The sequence below is a fragment of the Cytobacillus sp. Hm23 genome, from assembly GCF_051842895.1.
In the GTDB taxonomy this organism is placed as follows: domain Bacteria; phylum Bacillota; class Bacilli; order Bacillales; family SM2101; genus Nanhaiella.
This window is the reverse complement of the sequence record NZ_JBPXRQ010000057.1, coordinates 1-24,117: the sequence shown is the minus strand read 5'-3', so window position 1 is coordinate 24,117 and position 24,117 is coordinate 1. Positions and strand designations below refer to the sequence as shown.

Sequence of the window (24,117 nt, the reverse complement as noted above, 5' to 3'; positions counted from 1 at the left end):
AAACTTGAAATTAAGCAATATATGATTTATTACAATAAATACAGATATCAATGGAATTTAAAGAGGATGACCCCTGTTCAATACAGAGATCACCTTCTTAATGTAGCCTAGGCTTTTTTTAAAACTGTCCTTTACAAAGGGTACACTTTATTGTAAGTGGGGTTTAATCATACTTAAACATTATGAGTCACTTCTTCTTCCTTCATCCACAAAGCTAACGCTTCTATATCTGTAGCAAACACTCTATCTTTCTTAATTGATGGAACAACGTTTCTCCCATTTTCGAATAGTTTGCGAGTTAGCGAAGCCATTTGTTCTTCCCCACGGTATTCGACCGCCTGCATACCACATATTAACTCAATAGCCAATACTCGACGTACATTGTTAATAATTTGATAAGCGTGTCTTGAGCCGATCGTTCCCATACTTACATGGTCTTCTTGATTTGCAGATGATGGTATCGAATCAACACTTGCCGGGTGTGCGAGTGTTTTATTTTCCGATACTAGAGACGCAGCACTGTATTGCATGATCATAGCTCCTGACTGAAGTCCTGGCTCTGGACTGAGAAAAGGAGGTAAGTCATTTAATTGAGGGTTTACTAACCTTTCAATACGGCGTTCAGAAATATTCGCAAGTTCGGCCATGGCAATGCCAAGGAAATCCATTGCAAAAGCAATCGGTTGGCCATGAAAGTTCCCGCCAGAAATGACTTTGTTACCATCATCAAAAATTAGTGGATTATCTGTTGCTGCATTAATTTCTATTTCAAGCTTTTCTTTCACATAAGATAATGTTTGCCATGTCGCTCCATGCACTTGAGGTATACAGCGTATTGAGTAAGCATCTTGTACTCGTATTTCGCCTTGATGGGTCGTAAGCTTACTTTGAACCAAAATCTTTCTTATCCTTTCAGCTACATGAATTTGCTCTTGATACCCTCTAGCTTCGTGAATGTCGTTATCAAATGCATCGATTATTCCTCGCAAGCCTTCAACTGTTAAGGATGCAATCCAGTCAGCTTGAATTGCTAATTTCTCTGCCTCAATGTAGGCTACAACACCCATAGCTGTCATAGCTTGCGTTCCGTTAATTAATGCCAAACCTTCTTTTGCTTGTAGTACAATCGGTGAAATGCCGACTTCGGCTAACACTTCTTTTGCAGGATGTATTTTGCCTTGATAATACACATTCCCTTCACCAAGTAGTGGTAATACTAAATGTGATAGTGGAGCCAGATCTCCACTTGCACCTAGTGATCCTTGCTGAGGAATGACAGGATGAATTTGGTTGTTAACTAACTTTAATAATGTTTCAATTACTATTGGTCGAACACCAGATACTCCTTTCAATAGTGCATTCGCTCTCAACACAAGCATTGCTCGTGACACAACCTCTGGAAATGGCTCACCTACTCCACAAGCATGAGAAAGGATTAAATTCAATTGTAGCTCCTCTACATCTTTAGCATCTATTAAAACATCACTAAATTTACCAAAACCAGTTGTGATTCCGTAGATTACTTTCTTTTCGGATACAATTCTTTCTACAGCTTCTCTGCTCTTTTTAACTTTTTCCATACTAGTTGAACAAGCTTTAACTTTTATATTGTCATTTAATATTTGTCTCATATCAGTAATTGACAGTGTCTGTCCAGTTAATGTAATCAGTCCGTCCACCATCTTTCTTTGTTTTTCTTCGACCTCATTTACTAACACACTCATTCTAATCCACTCCAAATCTCTTTAGTTAATTAAAGCGTAAATCACAAAAGGGGCTATATCTAGTTAACAAAATGTTATACCTAGATACAGCCCCCTAATGTCTATAAAACTATGGGCATATATGATTTTTTTATTCAACAATAGAGCATGAAACTTTGGTTATAGTGTGATTATATGTGATTAATTCCTAAACCAATTGCTTCATGTTCATTCCCTTTTACTGGGGCACCAATGGTACCGTACAAAGCAACGGCAAGCCATTCTCCTTCAGCATCATTTTGATACGGTTTACCCCTAACGATTGAAAACCTAAGACCAACAGTACGTAGAACAGAGCCTAATTGAACTTGCCCCCTCGTAACTCCATGAAGCGCCTCAATAATTGCATGGTACAACGCATGTGATTCTCGGTATAATTCACCATCAATCATGCCATTTTTCCTTGCTGCAGTTTCAATTGCAGCTACGACTTTATTGGATTCCATTGAGCCTACTTTACCTACACACGTACTCCAAGAGGAGGGATACTGCTGTTGAGAAACGTCAGTTTCGTCTACACTTAGAACAAGCTGCATGGCAATCTTTCCAATACGATTTTCCAATTTAATCGACATACATATTCTCTCTTTCATTAATACATAACTAAAGTATCTACTATCTAATAACTATTTTATGTGTAAAACGAATTTGTTGTCAATTATTATTTACTAGTTTAGTCGTTCGTTTCTTTTCTGAGTAGAGAATACATATCATCTTCTATGTTAGAAATTCCTTGGGTCATAATACGTATACTATCTTTTACACCAGCATTATAAAAATGTGGACCAAGTTCTTTCATGGTGAAATCTAACAAATTCCTCGCCGCTAATTCACCAATTTCCTCACTATGCTCATCATAGAAATATCTTTGGATATTAGTTATTATGTCATCCTGAGACTCTTTTGATAATTTCATGTACACTCAATAAACACTCCTAATAAGTTTTCGAAAGATGGTTAACCCATTGTTAAGTCATTATAATGAAAACATTTGTAAACTGCCTTATTGGGTTATCGCATAGTTTGCTCGTTTTTGTTGTCATTATCAGTTTTTTTATAATATAAAATTCCTATAATTAATAAAAAGATTGGTAGTGTGATTAATGCTGTCATTTGAATTGAATGTGTTAGTAAATATATGGATGTGAAAAGTAAAAGCAAAAATAATTTCAGTACATCCTGTAGGTTATTTTTAAATTTCACCTTTTTTCTGACAGACAAATAACCACTCTCCTTTTTTCAGACTGTTTTCTCACAACTAGTTGTTTAGCGCACAAACAAGTCCCCTCTTATACACCAAGCGTTTGTGTCATCTTACCTTAGTGAATGTAAGCTTGCTGTTCTAATGTAATTGCAATAGCAACAAGATTTATAAGTGTTGTTTTAGCAATTTCAATTTCGTTCCAACATATACGTACAGCGTTCGAGTATTTTTTCTACAGTTACAACTATTAGGCTCTCATAAAACTCATCGTCCATTTTAAGTAAGACTGTTTTCGCGAGTGTTGTTTTTCGCACTAAGGTATAAGCACGTATAAACCTACATTTCGTTCCATCTTTTTTTTATAAAACGTTGACTTTTGTAAGAATCGACTTATCATCTAGTTTAAGAATTGTTGCAACAAAGTTTACAGAAAGAGCCATTTAGCATGTCGCCAAATGTGCTTCTACCTATATGATGCGTATAATCATTATGGAGAAAATATCGCTTTCCGTCAAGTCTTTTTCTGATTTTTCTGAAATTTTAACAAACCAACAAAAAGAAACTGATTTCAAATTCAACTTCAAATCAGTTTCTTTAATTTTTATCCTTTAATATACAATTATTCTACATGAAATGTTTCTTTCACAAACTGAACAACCTCATCGGTCGTGCTCATTGAAAGTAATTTCTCTTTATAGCTTTCAGCTGTTACTTTTGATAAACGTTTCAGCTGTGATCTTGCAGGTAATATTGATGTCGCACTCATACTAAATTCATCTAAGCCTAATGCGAGTAAAATTGGAATAGCGATTGGATCACCAGCCATTTCACCACACATACCAACCCACTTTCCTTCTTGGTGAGCAGCTTCAATAACCATATTGACTAAGCGTAAAATAGCTGGATTATAGGGCTGATATAAATATGAAACCTGTTCGTTCATTCTGTCAGCCGCCATTGTGTATTGAATAAGATCATTCGTGCCTATGCTGAAAAAGTCTACTTCCTTTGCAAACTGATCAGCAAGAACTGCTGTAGAAGGGATTTCAACCATCATTCCTAATTCAATACTTTCAGATACACTGACACCACCAGCAACTAATTTTTCTTTTTCTTCTATTAGTACTGCTTTCGCCTGCCTAAACTCTTCTAATGTTGCGATCATTGGGAACATGATTTTTAAATTACCGAAAGTGCTAGCTCTTAGTAGAGCACGCAACTGTGTACGGAAAATATCCTGTTCCTCTAAACAAAGCCTGATAGCACGGTAGCCCAGAAATGGATTCATTTCTTTCGGCAAATCTAGATAAGGAAGCTCTTTATCACCACCGATATCTAGCGTACGGACGACGACAGGTTTTCCTTCCATATTTTCAAGCACTGCTTTATACGCATCAAACTGTTCATCTTCTGAAGGAAAATTGTCACGACCCATATATAAAAATTCAGTACGATATAAGCCGACTGCTTCGCCACCATTATTCTTAACGCCGACAACATCATTTGGCGTCCCAATATTTGCTGCTAACTCTACATGATGATCATCATCAGTAACAGTCTTTTCGTTAACGAGCTTTGCCCACTCTGCTTTTTGCTCTTCAAATGAAGCTTTCTTTTGTTCAAATTGTGAAATAAGCTCTTGAGATGGATTAACAATAACTTGGCCCTCAAGTCCATCAACAATAATTATATCACCATTTTTCACATCACTTGTAATCGTTTTTGTTCCGACAACTGCAGGAATTTCCATAGAACGAGCCATGATAGCCGAATGTGAAGTTCTTCCACCTATATCAGTAGTAAATCCTTTCACATAATTTCTATTTAATTGCGCGGTATCGGATGGTGTTAAATCTTCTGCAATGATTACGACTTCTTCTGAAATCATACTAGGGTTAGCTAACGACACACCAGATAAGTGAGCTTGTACACGTTTTGTGACATCTCTAATATCTGCAGCACGTTCTTTCATATAATCATTGTCCATTTGTTGAAACATCGTTACAAACATGCTTGCTACTTCTTGTAGAGCATATTGTGCATTAACGTTTTCTGCTACAACTTTGTCTTTCACGGGATTTAATAACTCTGGGTCACTTAATACAAGTAAATGAGCAGCAAAAATAGCTGCCTTATCTTCCCCTAATTCGTCAAAGGCACGATCTTTAATTTGCTGTAACTCACCTTTTGCCGACTCTACTGCTGCGTCAAACCGAGCACATTCTTCATCTGTATTGACTATCGTACGCTTGTCAATGTTCAACTCTGGTTCTTCTAATCGAAATGCTTTTGCAATTGCAATTCCTGATGATGCGGCAATGCCTTTAATTTGTTTAATCATTACTGACCTAATCCTTCTTCCTTTATTGTTGCTTCTATTTTCGTTAATGCTTCGTTTTCATCTGAACCTTCAGCAGAAATAGTAATTGTAGCTCCTTTAGGAATTCCTAATGATAAGACACCCATAATAGATTTAAGATTTACTGTTTTGCCGTTATATTCTAAATTAATGTCTGATTGAAATCCCCCAGCTGCTTGAACTAATGCTGTCGCTGGACGAGCATGAATTCCTGTGTCACTAGTAATAGAAAATGTTTTGTTTGCCATTAATTATCTCTCCTTTTGAATGTCCCATTAATAAAGTAACTCAAGATAATTTGACTCAGGTCCTACATCTATAACTCGGCTTACATATATAGTATCACCAATCATTTAGAAGTAAGACCTGGTCCTCTTTATCAGCTACTTTAGAAAATGGTAAATTATTTAGAAATCTTAACGATTCCTTTTTCTTGTTTACTTACTTTTCCTTGCTTATTTATTTTAACAGACTCTCCAGCATTTAGGTTAGTGAAAATGACTGGGGTCATTATTGAAGGTGCATGTTTTTTAATATATTCAAGGTCGATTTTTAATAAAGGCTGCCCAGCTTTTACTTTATCTCCTTGTGTAACAAGTGTTTCAAATCCTTCACCTTTTAAATTAACTGTATCAATTCCAACATGGATTAAGATTTCTCGGCCTGTTGTGGATTCAATACCAATTGCATGTTTCGTTGGGAAAAGGTTGACGATTTTTCCATCTACAGGAGCTACTAATTCACCATCTGTTGGTATAATTGCAAATCCATCTCCCATCATTTTTTGTGAAAACACTTGATCTGGTACTTCTTCTAATGGCTTAATTTCACCAGTTAGCGGTGAAACGAATACATCCTCTTTACTTTCTGATTGTAGTGCTTGAGGTTGTACATCTTCAACTTGTTTTTTCACTTCTTTTTCAGGTGAAACTGGTTGTGCTGGTCTTGGTGCTTTCCCATCCATAATATCTTTCATTTGTGTTTTTAATTGATCAGACTTTGGTCCAAATATTGCTTGGATATTATTTCCTACTTCAAGTACACCAGCAGCACCAAGCTGTTTAAGACGGTTTTTATCAACATTTTGAATATCGTTAACAGATACGCGCAAGCGAGTAATACATGCATCTAAATGATCAATATTCTCTTTTCCACCCATTGCGTCTAAAATATTATGAGGTAACTCACCGGCTTCAACAGTTGCAGGTGCAGAATCTTCATCCTCATCTTCACGACCTGGTGTTTTTAAGTTCCATTTGCGAATTGCAAAGCGGAAACCGAAATAATAAATAACTGAGAACACTAAACCTACTACGATAACTAACCACCAGGCTGTACGACCAGGAAGTACACCAAACAATAGGAAGTCAATGACACCACCGGAGAAGGTCATCCCAATTTTTACGTTTAGTAGGTGCATTGTCATAAATGATAAACCTGCGAAAATGGTATGAATTCCGAATAATACTGGTGCTACAAATAAGAATGAAAACTCAATTGGTTCTGTAATCCCTGTGAGAAACGATGTTAACGCTGCTGAAGCCATAATACCTGCTACAACTGTTTTCTTCTCAGGACGAGCTTCATGATAGATTGCTAACGCCGCTGCTGGTAAACCAAACATCATGAATGGGAATTTACCTGTCATGAATGTACCAGCTGTTAGCTCGGCACCGTCTTTAATCTGATTAAAGAAAATAGCTTGGTCGCCACGGACGATCTCCCCTGCTGCATTAGTATACGAACCAAATTCAAACCAAAACGGCGAGTAGAAGATATGGTGTAAACCAAATGGAATTAATGCTCTCTCAATAACCCCAAATATAAATGCTGCTAAAGTTCTATTTGCGTCAATCATCGACGTCGAGAACGTATTTAAGCCATGTTGAACAGGTGGCCATAAGAAAATCATTACAATTCCAAGAACTAAACCAGCGACCGCAGTTACGATCGGAACAAATCGCTTACCTGCAAAGAAGCCTAAATAAGATGGTAATTCAATATTGAAATACTTGTTATACAATGATGCTGCTATTATACCGACGATAATACCACCGAACACCCCGGTTTGTAATGTCGGTATCCCAAGTACATTCGCGAAGGACGGATCTGTTCCAACGACTGCCGGATCCAATGTGCCTCTTGCTTGTAAAATCACACTCATTGTTTGATTCATAATTAAGTAACCAATAATTGCTGCAAGACCGGCAACACCTTCACCACCAGCCAAACCGATTGCTACACCAACAGCAAAAAGTAATGGGAGATTACCAAATACAATTCCCCCGGCATTTTCCATTACTGAAGCAATAAGCATAATCCATTCTGCCTTTAAAAATTCTGCACGATCTGTTAAAGCTGGATTTTGCAGTGCATTACCAAAAGCTAATAAAATACCAGCTGCTGGTAATATCGCTACTGGAAGCATTAATGACTTCCCGACCTTTTGTAAAACACCAAAGGCTTTTTTAAACATGTGAGTTTCCTCCTAATCATGGATGAAATATTCGAAAGCTGCTCATAATGTTATATTGTGCAAACGATTACTTTTTAAACAAATAAAAACAGGCATGAGTAAGAAAATGGTAAACAACAGAGAATACACCTGTTGTTTATATCATTTCTTTACTCATGCCTGATCGAATCAGTAACACGTAAAGTATAATACCTATAATTCAGTTTTAGTTGAAAGCCTTTGCAAATGCAATGTCAAATACACTGCTTCTGCATGATAGACTGGTAATTGTAACGTTTGCTGCATAACTTTGATCAACTTCCAAGCAACATTATAACACAACGGATATTCTTCTTTCAATACCTCAGCTAATTTTTTTGGTTCAACTACAAGTTCACCAGATTTGACTCGCTCTATTGCAAATTGCAAATGACGTACAAGTCGTAAATAATTCACATCAGAATAATTCACTTTTACTTCTAACGAATCTTCAATAATTTCAATTAACTTATGTATGAGTTGAGAGTTTTGATTAACTTCTTGTAAATTTCGATTTGTAATTGCACTATGTATGTGTAGTGCAATAAAGCCAATCTCTCCTTCTGGAAGTGATACGTGTAAAGTTTCTTCTAGAAACTTTACAACAGCTGAAGCTGTTTCATATTCCTTCGGGTACAACGCATGTGTTTCTAATAAAAATGGGTTATGTATTTCTAATCCTTCTTCAAGCCTCTTAATTGTAAATGCTAGATGGTCTGTTAAGCCTATATGAATATGCTCGTTTAATGGCTTATTTAATCGCTTATTAATCATATGAATTATATCATTCATAATAGCTATAAAGTCTTCATCGATATTTGGTATTAACTTTTTATACTGTTCTTGCTCCTTCTCACTTTTTAAAACGAACATTTTTTCAATTGTCGACTGTGGTATGTCATCGTTCTTCTTTTTGCCGAAGCCAATGCCTTTACCAATGACGATCACTTCTCCATATGATTCATGTTTAGCTATGAGCACATTATTATTTAACACTTTTACGACGGTAAAGTTCTGCAAGGTGCTCCCTCCTTTTACAACACACACTTGGCTACATAGTAACGAAAGAGGTAGCACTTCGTCAATGGAAATAGCTAGTTATTTACTCTCCATTCTTACTATCAAGTTCAACTGTCACGAAGTAGACACTTTCATACTGTTGAATGATCCTATTTATTTCCTTTTCAATACCATCAAACACGTTATTAGATGCACTAATAGAACTTTCATGATCGTTAATAATGTATGCTACAATATGCGGCTTGTTTTCATAAAGTAATCTCTCATTTGATAATTGGGAGGACAATGCACGTCCAGAATTGTTGTTAGCTAATATCATATTAGATTTAAACTTACTAAATCCTGATTCAGTAACAACTGCTCCACCCCACCTTATATACTTATCATCATTTAATTCTTCCTCTACTTTACTTATTAGGACGGTGTTTACACCTTTAACCAATTGAACACCCATTCCAGCAACTTCTTTTAATAGATCCCCATTCTCATAATAATCGATACTTATATTTAAATATTGCTCTTCAGTCGTTTTATCATTTACCTTAACATCAAATGCAAACAATTGATCTCCAGCTATTGAGTCAAGTAAATTTTTTTCTCTTTGATCTACCTCTATTGGCATAATCGTAACAGCTTCGTTACTACTCGGTTCTTGGTCATTCGTGCAACTAGACATTATGAATAGAGCCAACAAACAATACAATATTCTCTTCAATGACATCACCTTTTATCTATAAGATATAATTAGTAAATTTTATCAAAAATACACATTTTTTTCTACAAATAAATTAGCTCATAACAAACACTGTGTTGAGGTAAAGTTATACATTAAATTTTCTGAAAAATGCATTTCCATTTACAACGAACTTCAATTATGTTATCACTTTTATATTGGAGGGATAATTAATGATAAAACTTATTGTATCTGACTTAGATGGGACATTATTGAATTTCAATAAGCAAGTAACCGATGAAGATATAGATGCCCTAAAAAGAGCTAATGAGCAAAATATTTCATTTGCCATCGCAACTGGACGAATGGAGCCTGAAGTCCTTGAGGTTTTAAAGGTCGTGAACGATCACTTTCACCGGATTAGCCAAAATGGGGCCTTTGTAATTACAAATGACAACGAAGTATTGCATCACGCAACATTTTCTCCAGCAATTGCTCATGACATATATAAGTACACACGTGACCAGAACGACATTATTACATTGGTTTGTCATGACAATACTAATTATGCTGAGAAGATTGATGAGCATATTGAAAGAATACAAGGTCGTATGTTTTTCCCAATAGTTGAAAAACCAGATTTATTAGCAGAAATGAAAGCAGGAATGGCACCAACAAAAATAATTATTGGTGGCTATGACGTACAAAAACATGAAAAAAACTTATTAGAGCTGTTCCCTACACAACTTGATGCTTTTGTATCTGAAGAAAATTGTTTAGATGTGATGCCAAAAAATATTAGTAAAGGTAATGCTATACAAAATTTACTAAATCACCTTAATTTATCTACTGATGAAATTGCATGTATAGGAGATTCTTTTAACGATATACCTATGTTTAAATTAACTACCAATAGTTATGCAATGGCTGAAGCACATCCAGATGTTAAAAAGGAAGCTAACTATGTTGTAAATTCAGTTAGTGAAGCAATTGACCATGTCATTAACCAAAATCAATTGAAAGAAAATGTTGTTTTATAACTATATGTTCTCTAAGGATTGAATAAGAGATGAGGCCGCCCTATTATATCCGATATAATGGGGCGGTACCCTCTATATTTATCGAATATTCATGAAATTTTAAATATTAACCTGCTTTTTAACAAATCCACTAATAAAACGACAAACACTTCTGCTATATGCACTCAAATTGTAATAATAGAACTTTCTTTTGCTAATTATCACTAGTTTTGTCACACGTAAAGGAATCTTTCCATGCATAAAGAATTTGTAGACAATGACTTGTGTGGGAGGAGATAAGCAAATGAATACATCTGAATTTGCGTATAAAATTGGTGTTTCCCCAAAAACAATTCGCCGTTGGATACAATATTTTGAGTTACCATTTAACAAAAATGGTAATGGACATTACTTATTTACTCATGAAGACGAGGAATTATTTCGCCATATTCAAAAACAATTAAACAGTGGTGTTGTGATGAAGGACGTGCAGTTAACAAAAGTACGCAAAGGAGTATTATCAAATACAAATACCGAACTTAATGAGAAGCATAAATCACCTATCACTTACTTACAAAAATCTGATTTGCAACAACTTATTGATCAGGTAAAAAGCATTGAACAAAGCTTGGACAAGAAGGCAGATGAAGTTGTATCATACCAACTATTACAACATCGTAAAGAAATCGATATGTTACAAAAAAATGTTATTACATTAGAAAAGAAAATTGAAGAAATTGAACACAAATACGCACAAATATTAACTCAGCAAAAGTCAATGGAACCTGTTACACAAAAAAAGAAAACCTTCATATCAGCAATATTTAGTTAAGTCTCTTTTCAGCAGATTTCTTCTCATTGTATAACACCTAAAATGAGCAGTTGTGTTATAGTAAATGTTTACAGAAGCACGATTGTTTTATTATTATAAGGCTGCTTTCGCATTGATTGTTGTTTTTGTATTAAGGTATAAACACCTACCAACTAGAGTTCTTGGCATCTTTTCTTCTGTACAGCAATGGATAGCGTTATAAATCTACTCTTTATAATATGAATTTGATAACAATAGCAACATTGTCTTTACGAATAGAGCCTTTCTTAAACAATTGCTATAGCTTCAATAATTATAACTTCAAGAAGTGATATTATACAAATGTCACCTCTTTATAGATATGACGTCTGATTTCTAAGTGTGAAAAACACAATTATAAACGTTATACAAGGGGAAGCATCATGAAAAAAATAATATTAATTGGTTCGGGCGGTTCAGGAAAATCTACCTTAGCAAGTAGGCTAGGTGATCAACTCAAAATAGATGTCTATCATCTCGATGCGTTATTTTGGAAACCTAATTGGGTTAGTGTTCCAAAAGACGAGCAGCGCAACATGCAAAAAGATTTAGTCAAAAAAGAAAAATGGATTATTGATGGAAATTATGGTGGGACGATGGATATAAGACTTAAATCAGCAGACACGATCATTTTTCTTGATTTTCCTAGAACGATATGTATGTATCGTGCATTCAAAAGAATGTTAAAATATAGAAATAAAACGAGGCCCGATATGGGAGAAGCTTGCCAAGAAAGATTTGACTTAGCTTTTTTTAAATGGATATGGGATTATCCAAAAACTAAAAGACCTAAAATTCTAAAGAGACTAGAACAATTTTCTAATGATAAGAAAATTATTGTACTTAAATCTCCAAAAGAAGCACAAAAATTCTTAAAACACCCGCTTTTATAAATTGTTAACTTAATTCTTAGAATGCAGTAAACTACAATATAAGAGGGCTTGGATTTTCTTTATCCAAGCCTTCTTATATGTGCTTTATTTATGTTTGTTAAGCATATACATTCTTTTTTCGTAGATTCTGTTCCCTTCGTCACTAAATAAAAACAACCAGCTTAATTAATGATACGTACAGCTTTTACAGCAAATGGACGCCAATAAGTATTTAAATCAGCTTTTGTAACCCCTGTTGAACTCCCTGCATGAAGGATTGTGTCTGAATCAACGACGATAGATACGTGATTGATGACCCCGTCTTTATTCGTATCAAAGAAAATCAAGTCACCTTTTCTAATATCAGAAATCGCTACAGGTGTCCCCTGCTTTGATTGCTCTACTGAAGTACGTGGCAGTTTAATACCATTATTCTCATTAAAAGCTCTATACGTAAAGGAAGAACAGTCGAACGCATCAGTTCTTGTCACTGAAGCCCCATATAAATAAGAAGCTCCAATATATTTCATTCCTGTTGACACGACTTGATCAGCCTTTTCTTCCCATGTGTTTAATTCTTTATTACTTGCTGATGGAATTTGGATAGCTTGTCCTATGTAAATTATATTAGGATTTTGAACTTGTGGATTTGCTTTTGTTAATTCAGCTAAAGTGGTTTGATGCTTGTTCGCTATTTTTGAAAGTGTATCCCCAGATTGAACAGTATAAGATGCAGCTAATGCACTTTCACCAAACCATAAAGAACCTAAAATTGTACCAGCTACTATCAATTTTTTCATATAATTTCTCTCTCCCTTTCACACTACTTTTTTTGTCTAAATAAATCATAACACTGGTTCATCATCATTTTTTCTACCATATACTTCCAAAGTTGCTCTATTTCAAAATGATAGGTCTATAGTCTTGTGTAGCTTAACATTTAGTTTACAATGCTGTAACTATTATTGTTCAGCTAGACTTTCGTTGGGGTTCAAACGCCACACTTACCATTAATTACTATATAAAACATTATTGATGAAAAGTGGACAATAAGTAGAGTACACTCTCATTTGTTTGTTATTGTAGTAATGTTATTTTCAATACTGATCAAATTTTATCGTCGAATAAAAAAGAACTGAGAAACTCTTGTTGTAAATGACTATTATTTCACAAAAAAAACACGTTCTAATATGAGTAAAAAGTAAATTGTCTACCATACTAACATTGTGTTTATTTTTACAACGACGAAAGGGTGATTGTATTGGGTAAAAAAGGGAGACAAAATAAAGTGTCAAAAGAGGTAGCAAACCCAACAGTATCAGCAGCTGAGGCTGAATTTGCAAATGAACTGAGTGAAACGAATGAAAAGCAATCTAAAAAAGACAATAACAGATAAATGATTTCAAGTGAAAAAAGTAAACCTCACACTATGGATGTTGTGAGGTTTACTTTTCCATGGTCTTTTATAATCATTAGCTAGTTACGCATTTCTTTCTAAAAGAGCTTCTCATTGATTTGACCGATAGTATTATGTTGTTTAATTGGTAGGACGATTTCTACTCGAGTACCCTCTCCAGGGTTACTATAAAATGAAATTTGCCCTTGATGTTGTTCAATTATTTTATAACTTATCATTAACCCTAATCCTGTACCTTTTTCCTTCGTTGAATAAAACGGTTCACCTAAGTTTTTCAATCTATCCTTAGGTATGCCACACCCATTATCAACAATATCAACTTTTACAACATCATTTTTCCTAAGTGTAGACATCGTAATAAACCCCGTATCCATCGATTCAATTGCATTTTGAATAATATTTGTAAATACTTGTATTAACATCTCATCTTCGCATTCCACTAGCGGAATTGTTTCGTCAAACTGTGCACCAAGTTCAATATTATGTAAATCAGTATTCGTTTTAACCAAAGTAATAGCTCTATTAATAATGCTATGAAGATCATTCATTTCAAAAGATGTTGTTGATTTTGTTTTTGCCAATGATAAAAACTCATCTATAATCGTTTCGACTGTAGACAATTCATTCATCATAACAGCTGCGTGTTGTTCATTATACTCTTTGGTCATTTGTAATAACTGTGTAAATCCTTTAATTGTAGTTAATGGATTTCTAATTTCATGTGCAACGCCGGCTGCAAGTTTACCTACTAACGCTAATTTTTCTGATTTAACCAACATTTCTTCATATTTTTTTCTTTCTGTAATGTCACGTGCAATGACTTGAATGGCTTCTTCTTCCTCATATATAGTTTTTGTTGCTGAATATTCAACTACACGTTCACCTTTATTTGTTATGACTATTTGTTCTTCATTTGTGTAAGAGTTCCCCATTAAAAGCTGATTGTAATTATACTCAGCAAGTCCAACACGATCTTGTGAAAAATAGTCATAAATATTCGAACCGATTATTTCTTCTTTACTAAATCCCGATAATTCACAACCAGCTGGGTTTACGAAAATAACCTTTTCATCACGTACAACATAAAAAGCCTGTAATGAATCTTGAATTAAACTTTCGTATTTTTGCTTACTTTCTAATAGTTCTTTTTCTATACTTTTACGATGGGTTATATCATGAATTTGAACAATAGCAAATTGTGGGCTTTTATCTTCGTTTCTTTGAAGGATACCTTTCAATTCTCCCCAAACGATTCGTCCTGATTTATGTATATATCTTTTTTCTGTAGCAATCTCATCGATATGTCCAGTTAATAAACAGCTAATTTTATGTAAATCACGTTTATAGTCGTCTGGATGCGAAATTTCTTCAACAGTTTTACAGCACAACTCTTCCCTTGTGTATCCAAGAAATTTACAAAAAGCATCATTTATTGCAAGCGGTATTCCTACCTCACCTTGACAATCATAGATTGCCATGGCAATTCCTGCCGATTCAAATGCTAGTTTGTATAAATTTTTAATATTCATAGACTTCACCCGTCAATCATATTAATTTATATTCTTAATTATAGAACGATTAGTATAAAAATGGTATAAATATGTTTGATAATCTAATAGATTTGACGTTCCTGTGACTTTTAAGCTGTTGACTTCACACCAAAATTGCTATAATAAACCATAATTAATGAACAATCCATGACATAAAATGAATTGGGCATAAAGAAATATTAGCGGAGGTTGATGACATGGAAGTTGGTTTTTATGGAAATAAATTTATTGATATTAATGAAAAGGTCGTACCGATTCAAGAGAGAGGGCATCAATTTGGAGATGGGATATATGAAGTTATTCGAGTTTATGATGGCAAACCATTTCTATTAAAAGAACATTTAAACCGATTTGAAATGAGTGCTAAGGAAATATTAATCGATTTACCTTTTTCTCTAGAAAAAGTGAACGAACTAATATTAGAAGGGATAACGCGCTCAGAATTGAAAGATGCACAAGTATATATTCAGGTAACTAGGGGAATCGCACCGAGAGATCATGTATTTCCTAAAGTTCCCGCACAGTTTTCAATGACTGTACGCCCCTCACGTCATATAGACCGTGTTAAACGACAAAACGGCGTATCTCTTCAATCATTCGAAGACACTCGTTGGGCAAATTGTTTCATCAAATCGATAAATTTATTACCAAATGTCATTGCAAAACAAAAGGCTTCTGATGCAGGTTATGACGAAGCAGTTTTTATACGTAATGGCATTGTGACAGAATGCTCTAGTTGTAATTTGTTTGCTGTAAGAGATGGTGTTGCCTACACACATCCAGCAACAAACCACATTTTACATGGTATCACAAGAGAAGCAATCATCAATATTGCATTACAATATGACCTTATTGTTAAGGAACATACATTTGATATTGATTTTCTTTACAATGCTGATGAAGTTTTTATAACGAGTACATCAATCGAAATATTACCTGTCAATAAAATTGACAACATGAATATATCAATGAATAACCCTATAACAAAGCAGCTTATTTCTGGTTTCCAACAATTAAAGGAGCAATAAACAGATAAGGCATGATACTAATGAACAGTTGACCCTAAGTAAAATAAGATGTGTAAAACGGTGATATAAAGATGATATCACCGTTTTTTTGCTTTATATTTTTAAATCAATTAATTAAAATATCTAAAAATGTATGTTTTCATCATGTCTAAACGTACAATCAGAGTTTAAATAATTCCATAAAATATTAATATATCAAGAAAGGAGGAATGGTAATTATGAGTAATTTTGGCGGTATCTTTGCCTTAGTTATTGTACTTTTTGTGCTCTTGATTATCATCGGCTGTGCTTGTGGCCAAGGATTTTACTAATTCCTAATCTACACAGCATAAAAGCTCCCTAATTCAACCACTCATACTTCACATTTACTCAATTGTACTTTCTATCCTTCCCATGATAAAACTTGTATCATTCATTTTTTGTGAGGTGAGATAATCACCTCTCTAACAAAAAAAATAAAATAATGTTAAATTCGGGAGAGTATTTAATTAAAAGGAGTTAACTACACAAGAAGGGAGGTTTGAGCTTATGTGTGGATACGGTGGCGTAGCACCAGGCTACGGTTACGGTGGCGGGGGCTTCGGCTCTGGCTTCGCGCTAATTGTTGTCCTATTCATTTTGTTAATTATCGTATTAGGAACGTTAGCATTTGTTTCTTATTAGTAAACCGAAGACAGCATCTTAGAATATCATAATAAACAGACTAAATCACTTCGTAAATTTAGTCTGTTTATTTCGTTATAAATTAAGGGTGCTTTTTATACTACAGTATCGTTTAGTATACAACAACAAAGTTCAAGCCTGTTTCTTCCGAGAAAAAACATCTTTATATATATATCAATAAAAATTATTTTACTTCTTAATCAGTTGAATATTATCAAATGCTGCCCAATTATGCTCATTTCCATCAGAATATACTCCAATAGTAACAGTGCCTGTCGTTACATCGATATTATCTATTTCAAATTTCGTCCAATCACCTATTGAGGTTGATCCAATATTAGCATAAAGGGTGGAGCCGCCGTAATTACTTGCTTCTAAACGTAGCGTATTTTGACCTCCACTTGAACGGACCCAAACCCAGGCTTTATAAACTCCATTTGCTACACTTATATGTTGATATGTCGTCTGTTGATAAGGGAAAGATTGCCAATGAGTCAATTTATACGTTCCAGACATTGGATAGTCTGTATCAACTTTGTGAACTGGGTCTTGTCCCTCTGGTGTCCAGCTTTGCCAATTATTTAATGCTCCTAATTCGAAATCTCCATTTAAAATTAAATTACTATTATTACTTGAGTTCCATACGAAAGTAGCTACTGCACCTGCTGGCAGAGTATATTTAAATGATTCGTCTCCCTCTTTCACAGTGAATGTTTGATGTGTATTAGCATTATTTAAAACTAACAAAGCTTTTGATCCATCAGTGTTTTTAAAAGCAACGTTTTGAATATCGTTATCGTAGTTAGTATCTATTCTTTTTGCACCTGGTTTAACAAACTTACTAATATGACCAAGCACGTAATATTCTACATTTTTGTATACATCACCTGTTTGTTGGTTAATCGTTACAACACCACGGCAATCTGTACATCCACCATTAATTGGTCCAAAGTTTTCATCTAATGCTAAATTCCATAGCAGAACTGACTTCGCCCAATTTCGAGTCGAACCGATTACTACATTCGACATATTCCATGCTAAGTTATCTCCAAAATCGGTTGACCACTCTCCACCTGAGCATTCGGTAAACCATATGCCTTTGTCGGGATGGGCATTTTTCACTAAAGATTGTTGCTCAGGTGTACCACCATAGCAATGAAAAGCGCTACCTGCCAAATAAGATTTTGCTTCCTCATCATTCATTACTTCTATTGGGTAATCATATTCATTCCAGTTGTGGTCCCAGCTAAGTATTTTCGTATCAATTGCTTGATTGTTAAAAGTTGGCCCAAGATGATTTTTGACAAAATCAATTTGTTCCGATGCTTCCATCATCATACTAGGGTAGCCAGCAGTTTCATGATGTGGCTCATTTTGAATGGTCATTGCATAAATAGGAAGTCCCTCATTTTGATAGCTATTAATATATTTTGCGAGATACTGTGCATATACATTATAGTATTGTGGAAGAAGTTTACCTCCATTTAATGACCCATTATCTTTCATCCAACCAGGTGCACTCCAGGGCGTGCCCATAATTTTTAAATTAGGATTTATCGCTAATGCTTCTTTTAACATAGGAATTACATTTTGTTTATCTTTATCAATAGAAAAGTTTGCTAATGTCGGATCTGTTAATCCTGCTGCCATATCATCATATGAGTAGCTCTCTAAAGAAAAATCTGATGCACCTATCGTATGGCGAACAAAACTTAAACCAATACCTTCATTGCTAAATAGATCGTTATATATCGCATTTCTTTGCCAATCGTTTAGTTTTTGATTAAAAAGCCATGCTGAAGATCCAGACATCGCTGCTCCAAATCCATCCATTACTTGATATTCTTTACTTTCATCAACTTGAATCGTTACTCCCTCTATGCTGTTATTTAGTGAAAATTCTATATCATTTTGCTGCTGAAGTAATTGCTGTTGATCAGCTGTCGTTAACCATACTTGCACATTGCTCCCTTCAGCGTTAGCAGGAGTAACAAAACTAGTCATCAAAATCAATGATAACGCTATCATAATTATGCGACTGGTTAAATTTACCTTCATTTCCATAACCTCTCTCCCCCTTGTTATGTTTAATAAATTTGAAGCGTACCATATAATGTTAACGCTTTCATATTTCTATAAAAAAACACATACGTTACACTTACTATCATTTTACAAGCATTATATGTTTTAAACAAGCATTAATTCTTAATCTTGTATTTTTAGTAATGACAAGTATACTTTGTAAAAACCTTTATCTAAAGAGGGTAGCCCCTTTAGATAATCCATAAGGTTAATCATCGACTAAATACTTGTTCTCGCTCCCCTCACGGGCACATTGATCCTCGTAGTCCTCTCAATGGAAAAATGTATATTTCTTCAAAATAACAACAACCTAGCAAAAATCCGTGTTGATACTTCCTCAGTTGGTTACATTTATCCATTCCATATGCAGATTATAACGATATTGTTATCAATATATACATTGAATGATAAACATTTACATCCATATATACATGTGAATATTAGCATCAACACTTGCTTAATACTACAAGTTTGTGTACTTTCTTACATACGTTTGAACCATTTTGCGATGACTACCTACTAGCTTTTCTGGAAGTGAACGCAATGGAAAAAATACTGTTTCTAACCCTTCCTCTACATTTGTTTTTACTACACCACTGAAATCATATGAATAATATGCAATTGTTACAACATAGAATTCATCACCATTTTGTAATTTGCAATAATTGTCATTTCCAGAAAAAACATTAATTAGCTCTAAGCTATCCACAGTAATACCTGTTTCTTCGTACACTTCCCTTTTAGCTGTTTCTTCTGCTGATTCAGCTAATTCCATCAAACCACCTGGAAGCCCCCAAACACCGTATGGTTCTTTTCTTTTTTGAAGTAATATCTCGTCTTGATCATTTATAAGCAAAACAACTGAGCCGACAAGTATAATAGGACGATGCCCTATAACCTTCCTTAAATCTTCAACATAACCCATCTATATTTTACTCCTAACCTTGACTTATAAAAACCCACTAGTAGCAACGAATGTAGATTTTTTACTAGTTTGTTAATGTTCAAACTTTTTAAACCGATACACGATAACACTCGAGGCAATAATAATATAGCAGATAACAATGATATAGTTTTGAATGATCGTTGTATTTATTATAAAGGAATCTCCAAAATTATGTATATGGACAATGTTATTAATTGGAGGTAGCAACCATAATATCCACGCTAAAAAGGTTGGTATACCATTAGCAACAGCTTCGGTTACTAGTGACACCATTAGTACAAGACAAGTAGCTAACCAATGATAATGACTTTGTTTTGTTACAACAAAAAACATGCCCACGATCACACCAAGCTGACAGAGTAATATATGGCTAATAATCGAGCCAATGATTATTGGAGTTGACGGAGTTGTTAAAAAACCATTAAAAATGAGTGGATATAACATCGCAAAAATAATAAGTAGGCTACCAAACACCAACACTGCAATATTTTTACTTAATAAGTATTTCATTTTTGATTTGATATGAGTTAAAATAATTGCTCTTTCAGAGTGTTCCTCTCGATGAAACATCGAATGTGTTAGCCAAGCAGCAATTAAATATAAGACGATGCTGGAAATTAAATAGCTATTCATTATATCTTTTTGACTATAAGTATAAAATATTACAACCCACAAGCAATATACAGCTACTGGGGGAATAAAACGAAATGAGCGGAAATATGTTATGACAAAATAACGTGATAAATATACCATGCTAGTTCTCCTATAATGATTCTATTTTGCTTACTGAGATGATTGAATGACCTTGTTGTAAAAGGTGTAGTAATAGTTGATCCTTATCCTGTGCCCTTACCGTTACTTTTATTTGACCATTCCCTACCGTCAATTGGTGATACACATCCTTAAATTCATATAAGGTATTTTCGTCGTAATTCTGCAAAACTTTATAAACAATCTCATAAGCATTTATCTCTTCATTTATTAAGGATTTTTCACTACGAACATTTTTATTATTTATGTACAACACTTTATCTGCCAATTTATCAACTATCGATTTTTCGTGACAGGAAAAGATCATTGAGGTACCAGTTTCTTTAATTGCTAATAGATTTTCTACCAAGGATGATTGCATTCTCCAATCTAACCCTGATAGCGGCTCATCCAAAACAAGGATGTCAGGTTCATGAATTAACGCTTGTATAAGACTTACTTTCTGTTTCATTCCTTTTGAAAATGATTGAAGTTGCTTATCTCTTACATGAATCAACTCAAATCTATCAAGTAATTGCATGATTTTCGTGTCTATCTCTTGTCGACTATACCCGTGAATTTTACCTAAATGATACAAATATTCATATGTAGTCATGCGAATATTACCTGTAAACTGTTCAGGGACATAACCAACCCGTTTAGATGGCAAGTAAATTGTTCCTTTTGAGGGCATTATGAGACCTGTAATTAATTTAAGTAATGTACTTTTGCCGGAACCATTTTCTCCCATAACAGCAACCGCTTCACCTTTATACAAAGATAACGTTATTCCTTCGACTATTGTTAAACCATTAAATGATTTAGATACATTATCTATTTTACAAATTATGTTACCCAATGACTTCACCCGATCTTATAGTTGATTATCACTATCCAATTAAACTATTATTTTTTGTATGCAATAAGAACCAATATGGTAGTTACATGGTCCTTTCATACCTTCTATATTATTTTGCAAAAACTACTTTAATATTGTACCATTTCCATCTTCCAAAACATAACAATAATTCCCACAACAGTTTTATCATTAATAGTTACATGACAGCATGGCATCAACAAACATTTTCCATAAAATGAAGACTTATTATATAAATTACTTCATTATAAGGCTACATAATTAATGTAATAAGTACAAAATCCCTCGAATATCATAGCAATGGTAGGGAAACAAGTTTAAGAAAATTAGTAAGCACACTATTTCCTTATCAAAATTAACTTATTGATAGGAGGAATGAACATTTGATTTATGCAAACCCTGGTTCGCCAAACTCTATTATTACATTTAAGAAGCAATATGATAACTTTATCGGTGGTGAGTGGGTCCCTTCTGTAAGTGGTGAATATTTCGATAATATGACGCCGATCACTGGACAAGCGTACTGTCAAGTTGCTAGATCTAATGGTGAAGATATTAACAGAGCTTTAGATGCTGCACATGCAGCAAAACATACTTGGGGGAAAACAAGTGTTACTGAAAGATCAAATCTATTAAATAAAATAGCTGATCGAATTGAAGAAAACATGGAGAAATTGGCAGTTGCAGAATCATGGGAAAACGGGAAGCCTGTTCGGGAAACCTTAGCTGCTGATTTACCATTAGCGATCGATCATTTTAGATATTTTGCTGGCTGTATTCGTGCAGAAGAAGGAAGCTTAGCACAAATTGATCAAGACACTGTAGCATACCATTTCCCTGAACCAATTGGGGTTGTAGGACAGATAATCCCTTGGAACTTCCCACTATTGATGGCAACGTGGAAGCTTGCACCAGCGTTAGCTGCTGGAAATTGTGTCGTTCTAAAGCCTGCTGAGCAAACTCCAGCATCCATCATGGTACTTATGGAGTTAATTCAAGATCTACTACCTCCAGGTGTTGTGAATGTTGTCAATGGTTTCGGAGTCGAGGCTGGCAAGCCGCTTGCAACTAGCGATCGAGTAGGAAAAGTAGCATTTACTGGAGAAACAACGACTGGCAGGTTGATTATGCAATATGCGTCTCATAATATTATCCCTGTAACGCTCGAATTAGGCGGTAAATCGCCAAATATTTTCTTTGAAGATGTGATGGCACAAGAGGATGACTTTTTAGATAAAGCAGCAGAAGGCTTTACAATGTTTGCACTAAATCAAGGTGAAGTTTGTACTTGCCCATCAAGAGCTTTAATTCAAGAATCTATTTATGAACCTTTTATGGAGAAGGTGTTATCACGAGTAGAAGCAATTAAACAAGGGAATCCTCTCGATATGAATACGATGATAGGTGCGCAAGCTTCATCAGAACAGCTAGAAAAAATAATGTCATACATCGATATTGCTAACCAAGAAGGAGCAGAATTACTAGCTGGAGGGAAAAGAAATATTCTTGATGGAGAATTACGAGGAGGCTACTATATTGAGCCTACTGTTTTTAAAGGTAACAATAACATGCGCTTCTTTCAAGAAGAGATTTTTGGACCAGTTGTAGCGGTTACAACTTTTAAAGATAAAGAGGAAGCATTACAAATTGCCAATGATACGTTATACGGCTTAGGTGCAGGCGTATGGACGCGAGATATAAATACAGCTTATCGCTTTGGACGAGAAATCGAAGCTGGTCGTGTATGGACAAACTGCTATCATGCATATCCTGCTCATGCAGCTTTTGGAGGATATAAAATGTCTGGTATTGGACGTGAAAATCATAAAATGATGCTATCACATTACCAGCAAACGAAAAACTTACTCGTAAGTTATAGTCCAAAGGCGTTAGGGTTCTATTAATGCTTGAAAAGGTGATAGCTACTGAAACTGCGCTAAATCTTATAGCAAAGCTAACAGCAAAACATGGACCTCTTATGTTCCATCAATCAGGTGGCTGTTGTGATGGTAGTTCACCAATGTGTTATGCAAGAGATGAGTTTTTAATAGGTGATTCGGATGTACATTTAGGAGATATTGGAAAAACTCCTTTTTATATGAACAAACAGCAATATGAATATTGGAAGCATACGCAATTAATTATTGATGTTGTTGAAGGACGAGGCGGCATGTTTTCCCTAGAAGGCCCTGAAGGAGTAAGGTTCCTTACAAGGTCAAGACTGTTTCCAAACAATGATAATCAAATGTAAAATTTCATATTCAGCTTATACCTTGTCAGCTGTTTTTTGTTGTTTGCATAAACCGTAGCCATCCCTCAATATTGACAATTCCACGGAATATGCTCCTACTTGCTCAACATTAGAAATCTGTTAAACTATTATTTTCTAATAATATTTTTTTATTTGTAGTTGTGTGCACTTAGTTTTTTTGGTTCAACGTCAAATGTTGGGGTGAAGCAAGTTCTCTTCGCCCTATCCAACATGAACACCCACTTTTTTATACCTATGAGCTAATAAGATTTTAGCTCTAAAACGCTTGAAACTTCTAA

26 protein-coding genes are annotated in these 24,117 nt (G+C 34.6%); 11 read left to right on the top strand and 15 right to left on the bottom strand.

The annotated features are described in order from the left end of the window. The coding region (locus tag ACSVDA_RS22695; RefSeq protein ID WP_485886386.1) for an IS3 family transposase at window positions 1–111 on the top strand (111 nt) is incomplete at its 5' end. Between the two features lie 62 nt (window positions 112–173). Here the strand turns inward: ACSVDA_RS22695 and hutH are convergent. From hutH to ACSVDA_RS22650, 9 genes are all read right to left on the bottom strand, one after another. After that, the gene (hutH, locus tag ACSVDA_RS22690) at window positions 174–1,670 is read right to left on the bottom strand and encodes a histidine ammonia-lyase (RefSeq protein ID WP_485886384.1); all 1,497 of its coding nucleotides are present in this window, start codon (window positions 1,668–1,670) and stop codon (window positions 174–176) included. A gap of 224 nt (window positions 1,671–1,894) precedes the next feature. Continuing rightward, window positions 1,895–2,338, bottom strand: a complete 444-nt coding sequence (hutP, locus tag ACSVDA_RS22685) for a hut operon transcriptional regulator HutP (RefSeq protein ID WP_485886378.1) — start codon at window positions 2,336–2,338, stop codon at window positions 1,895–1,897. A gap of 98 nt (window positions 2,339–2,436) precedes the next feature. Continuing rightward, window positions 2,437–2,679 (bottom strand): DUF2164 domain-containing protein, encoded by a 243-nt coding sequence (locus ACSVDA_RS22680; RefSeq protein WP_485886382.1) that lies wholly within the window; start codon window positions 2,677–2,679, stop codon window positions 2,437–2,439. Window positions 2,680–2,774: 95 nt separating this feature from the next. Continuing rightward, complete coding sequence (locus ACSVDA_RS22675; RefSeq protein ID WP_320210020.1) at window positions 2,775–2,984, bottom strand: hypothetical protein; 210 nt, start codon at window positions 2,982–2,984, stop codon at window positions 2,775–2,777. A gap of 602 nt (window positions 2,985–3,586) precedes the next feature. Beyond that, entirely contained in the window at window positions 3,587–5,305 is a 1,719-nt protein-coding gene (ptsP, locus tag ACSVDA_RS22670; RefSeq protein ID WP_485886380.1) for a phosphoenolpyruvate--protein phosphotransferase, read from the bottom strand. A gap of 2 nt (window positions 5,306–5,307) precedes the next feature. Further along, window positions 5,308–5,574, bottom strand: a complete 267-nt coding sequence (locus tag ACSVDA_RS22665) for a phosphocarrier protein HPr (RefSeq protein ID WP_214481305.1) — start codon at window positions 5,572–5,574, stop codon at window positions 5,308–5,310. Window positions 5,575–5,729: 155 nt separating this feature from the next. Further along, window positions 5,730–7,802: a glucose-specific PTS transporter subunit IIBC gene (ptsG, locus tag ACSVDA_RS22660; RefSeq protein WP_485886376.1), complete on the bottom strand. Its 2,073-nt coding sequence runs from the start codon at window positions 7,800–7,802 to the stop codon at window positions 5,730–5,732. 192 nt (window positions 7,803–7,994) lie between these two features. Continuing rightward, the gene (gene glcT, locus ACSVDA_RS22655; protein WP_485886374.1) at window positions 7,995–8,840 is read right to left on the bottom strand and encodes a glucose PTS transporter transcription antiterminator GlcT; all 846 of its coding nucleotides are present in this window, start codon (window positions 8,838–8,840) and stop codon (window positions 7,995–7,997) included. Window positions 8,841–8,922: 82 nt separating this feature from the next. Further along, on the bottom strand, window positions 8,923–9,516 hold the full coding sequence (locus ACSVDA_RS22650; protein ID WP_485886372.1) for a hypothetical protein: 594 nt from the start codon (window positions 9,514–9,516) through the stop codon (window positions 8,923–8,925). 230 nt (window positions 9,517–9,746) lie between these two features. Between ACSVDA_RS22650 and ACSVDA_RS22645 the strand changes: the two genes are divergently transcribed. The 4 genes from ACSVDA_RS22645 to ACSVDA_RS22630 all read left to right on the top strand — a co-directional run bounded on the left by ACSVDA_RS22645 (window position 9,747) and on the right by ACSVDA_RS22630 (window position 12,275). Beyond that, complete coding sequence (locus ACSVDA_RS22645; protein ID WP_485886370.1) at window positions 9,747–10,553, top strand: HAD family hydrolase; 807 nt, start codon at window positions 9,747–9,749, stop codon at window positions 10,551–10,553. A 283-nt stretch (window positions 10,554–10,836) separates the two neighbouring features. Beyond that, window positions 10,837–11,364 carry a MerR family transcriptional regulator gene (locus tag ACSVDA_RS22640; protein WP_485886368.1) on the top strand — a complete coding sequence of 176 codons (528 nt, stop codon included), beginning with the start codon at window positions 10,837–10,839 and terminating at the stop codon, window positions 11,362–11,364. Window positions 11,365–11,428: 64 nt separating this feature from the next. Continuing rightward, the gene (locus ACSVDA_RS22635) at window positions 11,429–11,566 is read left to right on the top strand and encodes a hypothetical protein (RefSeq protein WP_485886366.1); all 138 of its coding nucleotides are present in this window, start codon (window positions 11,429–11,431) and stop codon (window positions 11,564–11,566) included. 199 nt (window positions 11,567–11,765) lie between these two features. Next, the gene (locus tag ACSVDA_RS22630) at window positions 11,766–12,275 is read left to right on the top strand and encodes a DNA topology modulation protein (protein WP_485886364.1); all 510 of its coding nucleotides are present in this window, start codon (window positions 11,766–11,768) and stop codon (window positions 12,273–12,275) included. 161 nt (window positions 12,276–12,436) lie between these two features. Here ACSVDA_RS22630 and ACSVDA_RS22625 read toward each other — a convergent pair whose 3' ends face one another. Next, entirely contained in the window at window positions 12,437–13,054 is a 618-nt protein-coding gene (locus ACSVDA_RS22625) for a C40 family peptidase (protein WP_485886362.1), read from the bottom strand. A 461-nt stretch (window positions 13,055–13,515) separates the two neighbouring features. Here ACSVDA_RS22625 and ACSVDA_RS22620 point away from each other — a divergent pair, with 461 nt between their 5' ends. Continuing rightward, a complete protein-coding gene (locus tag ACSVDA_RS22620; protein ID WP_485886360.1) occupies window positions 13,516–13,650 on the top strand; it encodes a hypothetical protein in 135 nt (44 codons plus the stop codon). Window positions 13,651–13,748: 98 nt separating this feature from the next. Here ACSVDA_RS22620 and ACSVDA_RS22615 read toward each other — a convergent pair whose 3' ends face one another. After that, the gene (locus tag ACSVDA_RS22615; protein WP_485886358.1) at window positions 13,749–15,200 is read right to left on the bottom strand and encodes a PAS domain S-box protein; all 1,452 of its coding nucleotides are present in this window, start codon (window positions 15,198–15,200) and stop codon (window positions 13,749–13,751) included. Window positions 15,201–15,418: 218 nt separating this feature from the next. Here ACSVDA_RS22615 and dat point away from each other — a divergent pair, with 218 nt between their 5' ends. The 3 genes from dat to ACSVDA_RS22600 all read left to right on the top strand — a co-directional run bounded on the left by dat (window position 15,419) and on the right by ACSVDA_RS22600 (window position 16,912). Continuing rightward, on the top strand, window positions 15,419–16,249 hold the full coding sequence (gene dat / locus ACSVDA_RS22610; protein WP_485886356.1) for a D-amino-acid transaminase: 831 nt from the start codon (window positions 15,419–15,421) through the stop codon (window positions 16,247–16,249). 209 nt (window positions 16,250–16,458) lie between these two features. Then, window positions 16,459–16,560 (top strand): YjcZ family sporulation protein, encoded by a 102-nt coding sequence (locus tag ACSVDA_RS22605; protein WP_214481314.1) that lies wholly within the window; start codon window positions 16,459–16,461, stop codon window positions 16,558–16,560. Between the two features lie 217 nt (window positions 16,561–16,777). Then, on the top strand, window positions 16,778–16,912 hold the full coding sequence (locus tag ACSVDA_RS22600; protein ID WP_214481315.1) for a YjcZ family sporulation protein: 135 nt from the start codon (window positions 16,778–16,780) through the stop codon (window positions 16,910–16,912). Between the two features lie 189 nt (window positions 16,913–17,101). On the opposite strand, the gene ACSVDA_RS22595 is transcribed toward ACSVDA_RS22600, so the two are convergent. The 4 genes from ACSVDA_RS22595 to ACSVDA_RS22580 form a co-directional block, all read right to left on the bottom strand. Continuing rightward, entirely contained in the window at window positions 17,102–18,976 is a 1,875-nt protein-coding gene (locus ACSVDA_RS22595) for a glycoside hydrolase family 30 beta sandwich domain-containing protein (protein ID WP_485886353.1), read from the bottom strand. A gap of 481 nt (window positions 18,977–19,457) precedes the next feature. Next, entirely contained in the window at window positions 19,458–19,919 is a 462-nt protein-coding gene (locus ACSVDA_RS22590) for an NUDIX hydrolase (RefSeq protein ID WP_485886351.1), read from the bottom strand. Between the two features lie 72 nt (window positions 19,920–19,991). Beyond that, window positions 19,992–20,693: a hypothetical protein gene (locus tag ACSVDA_RS22585; RefSeq protein ID WP_485886349.1), complete on the bottom strand. Its 702-nt coding sequence runs from the start codon at window positions 20,691–20,693 to the stop codon at window positions 19,992–19,994. Between the two features lie 10 nt (window positions 20,694–20,703). After that, window positions 20,704–21,549, bottom strand: a complete 846-nt coding sequence (locus ACSVDA_RS22580; protein ID WP_485886347.1) for an ABC transporter ATP-binding protein — start codon at window positions 21,547–21,549, stop codon at window positions 20,704–20,706. A gap of 401 nt (window positions 21,550–21,950) precedes the next feature. Here ACSVDA_RS22580 and adh point away from each other — a divergent pair, with 401 nt between their 5' ends. Together adh and ACSVDA_RS22570 are read left to right on the top strand one after the other, a co-directional pair. Beyond that, a complete protein-coding gene (gene adh, locus ACSVDA_RS22575) occupies window positions 21,951–23,471 on the top strand; it encodes an aldehyde dehydrogenase (RefSeq protein ID WP_485886345.1) in 1,521 nt (506 codons plus the stop codon). Further along, the gene (locus ACSVDA_RS22570) at window positions 23,471–23,818 is read left to right on the top strand and encodes a DUF779 domain-containing protein (RefSeq protein WP_485886343.1); all 348 of its coding nucleotides are present in this window, start codon (window positions 23,471–23,473) and stop codon (window positions 23,816–23,818) included. The genes adh and ACSVDA_RS22570 overlap by 1 nt, the downstream gene beginning before the upstream one ends. The last annotated feature ends 299 nt before the right edge of the window (window positions 23,819–24,117 follow it).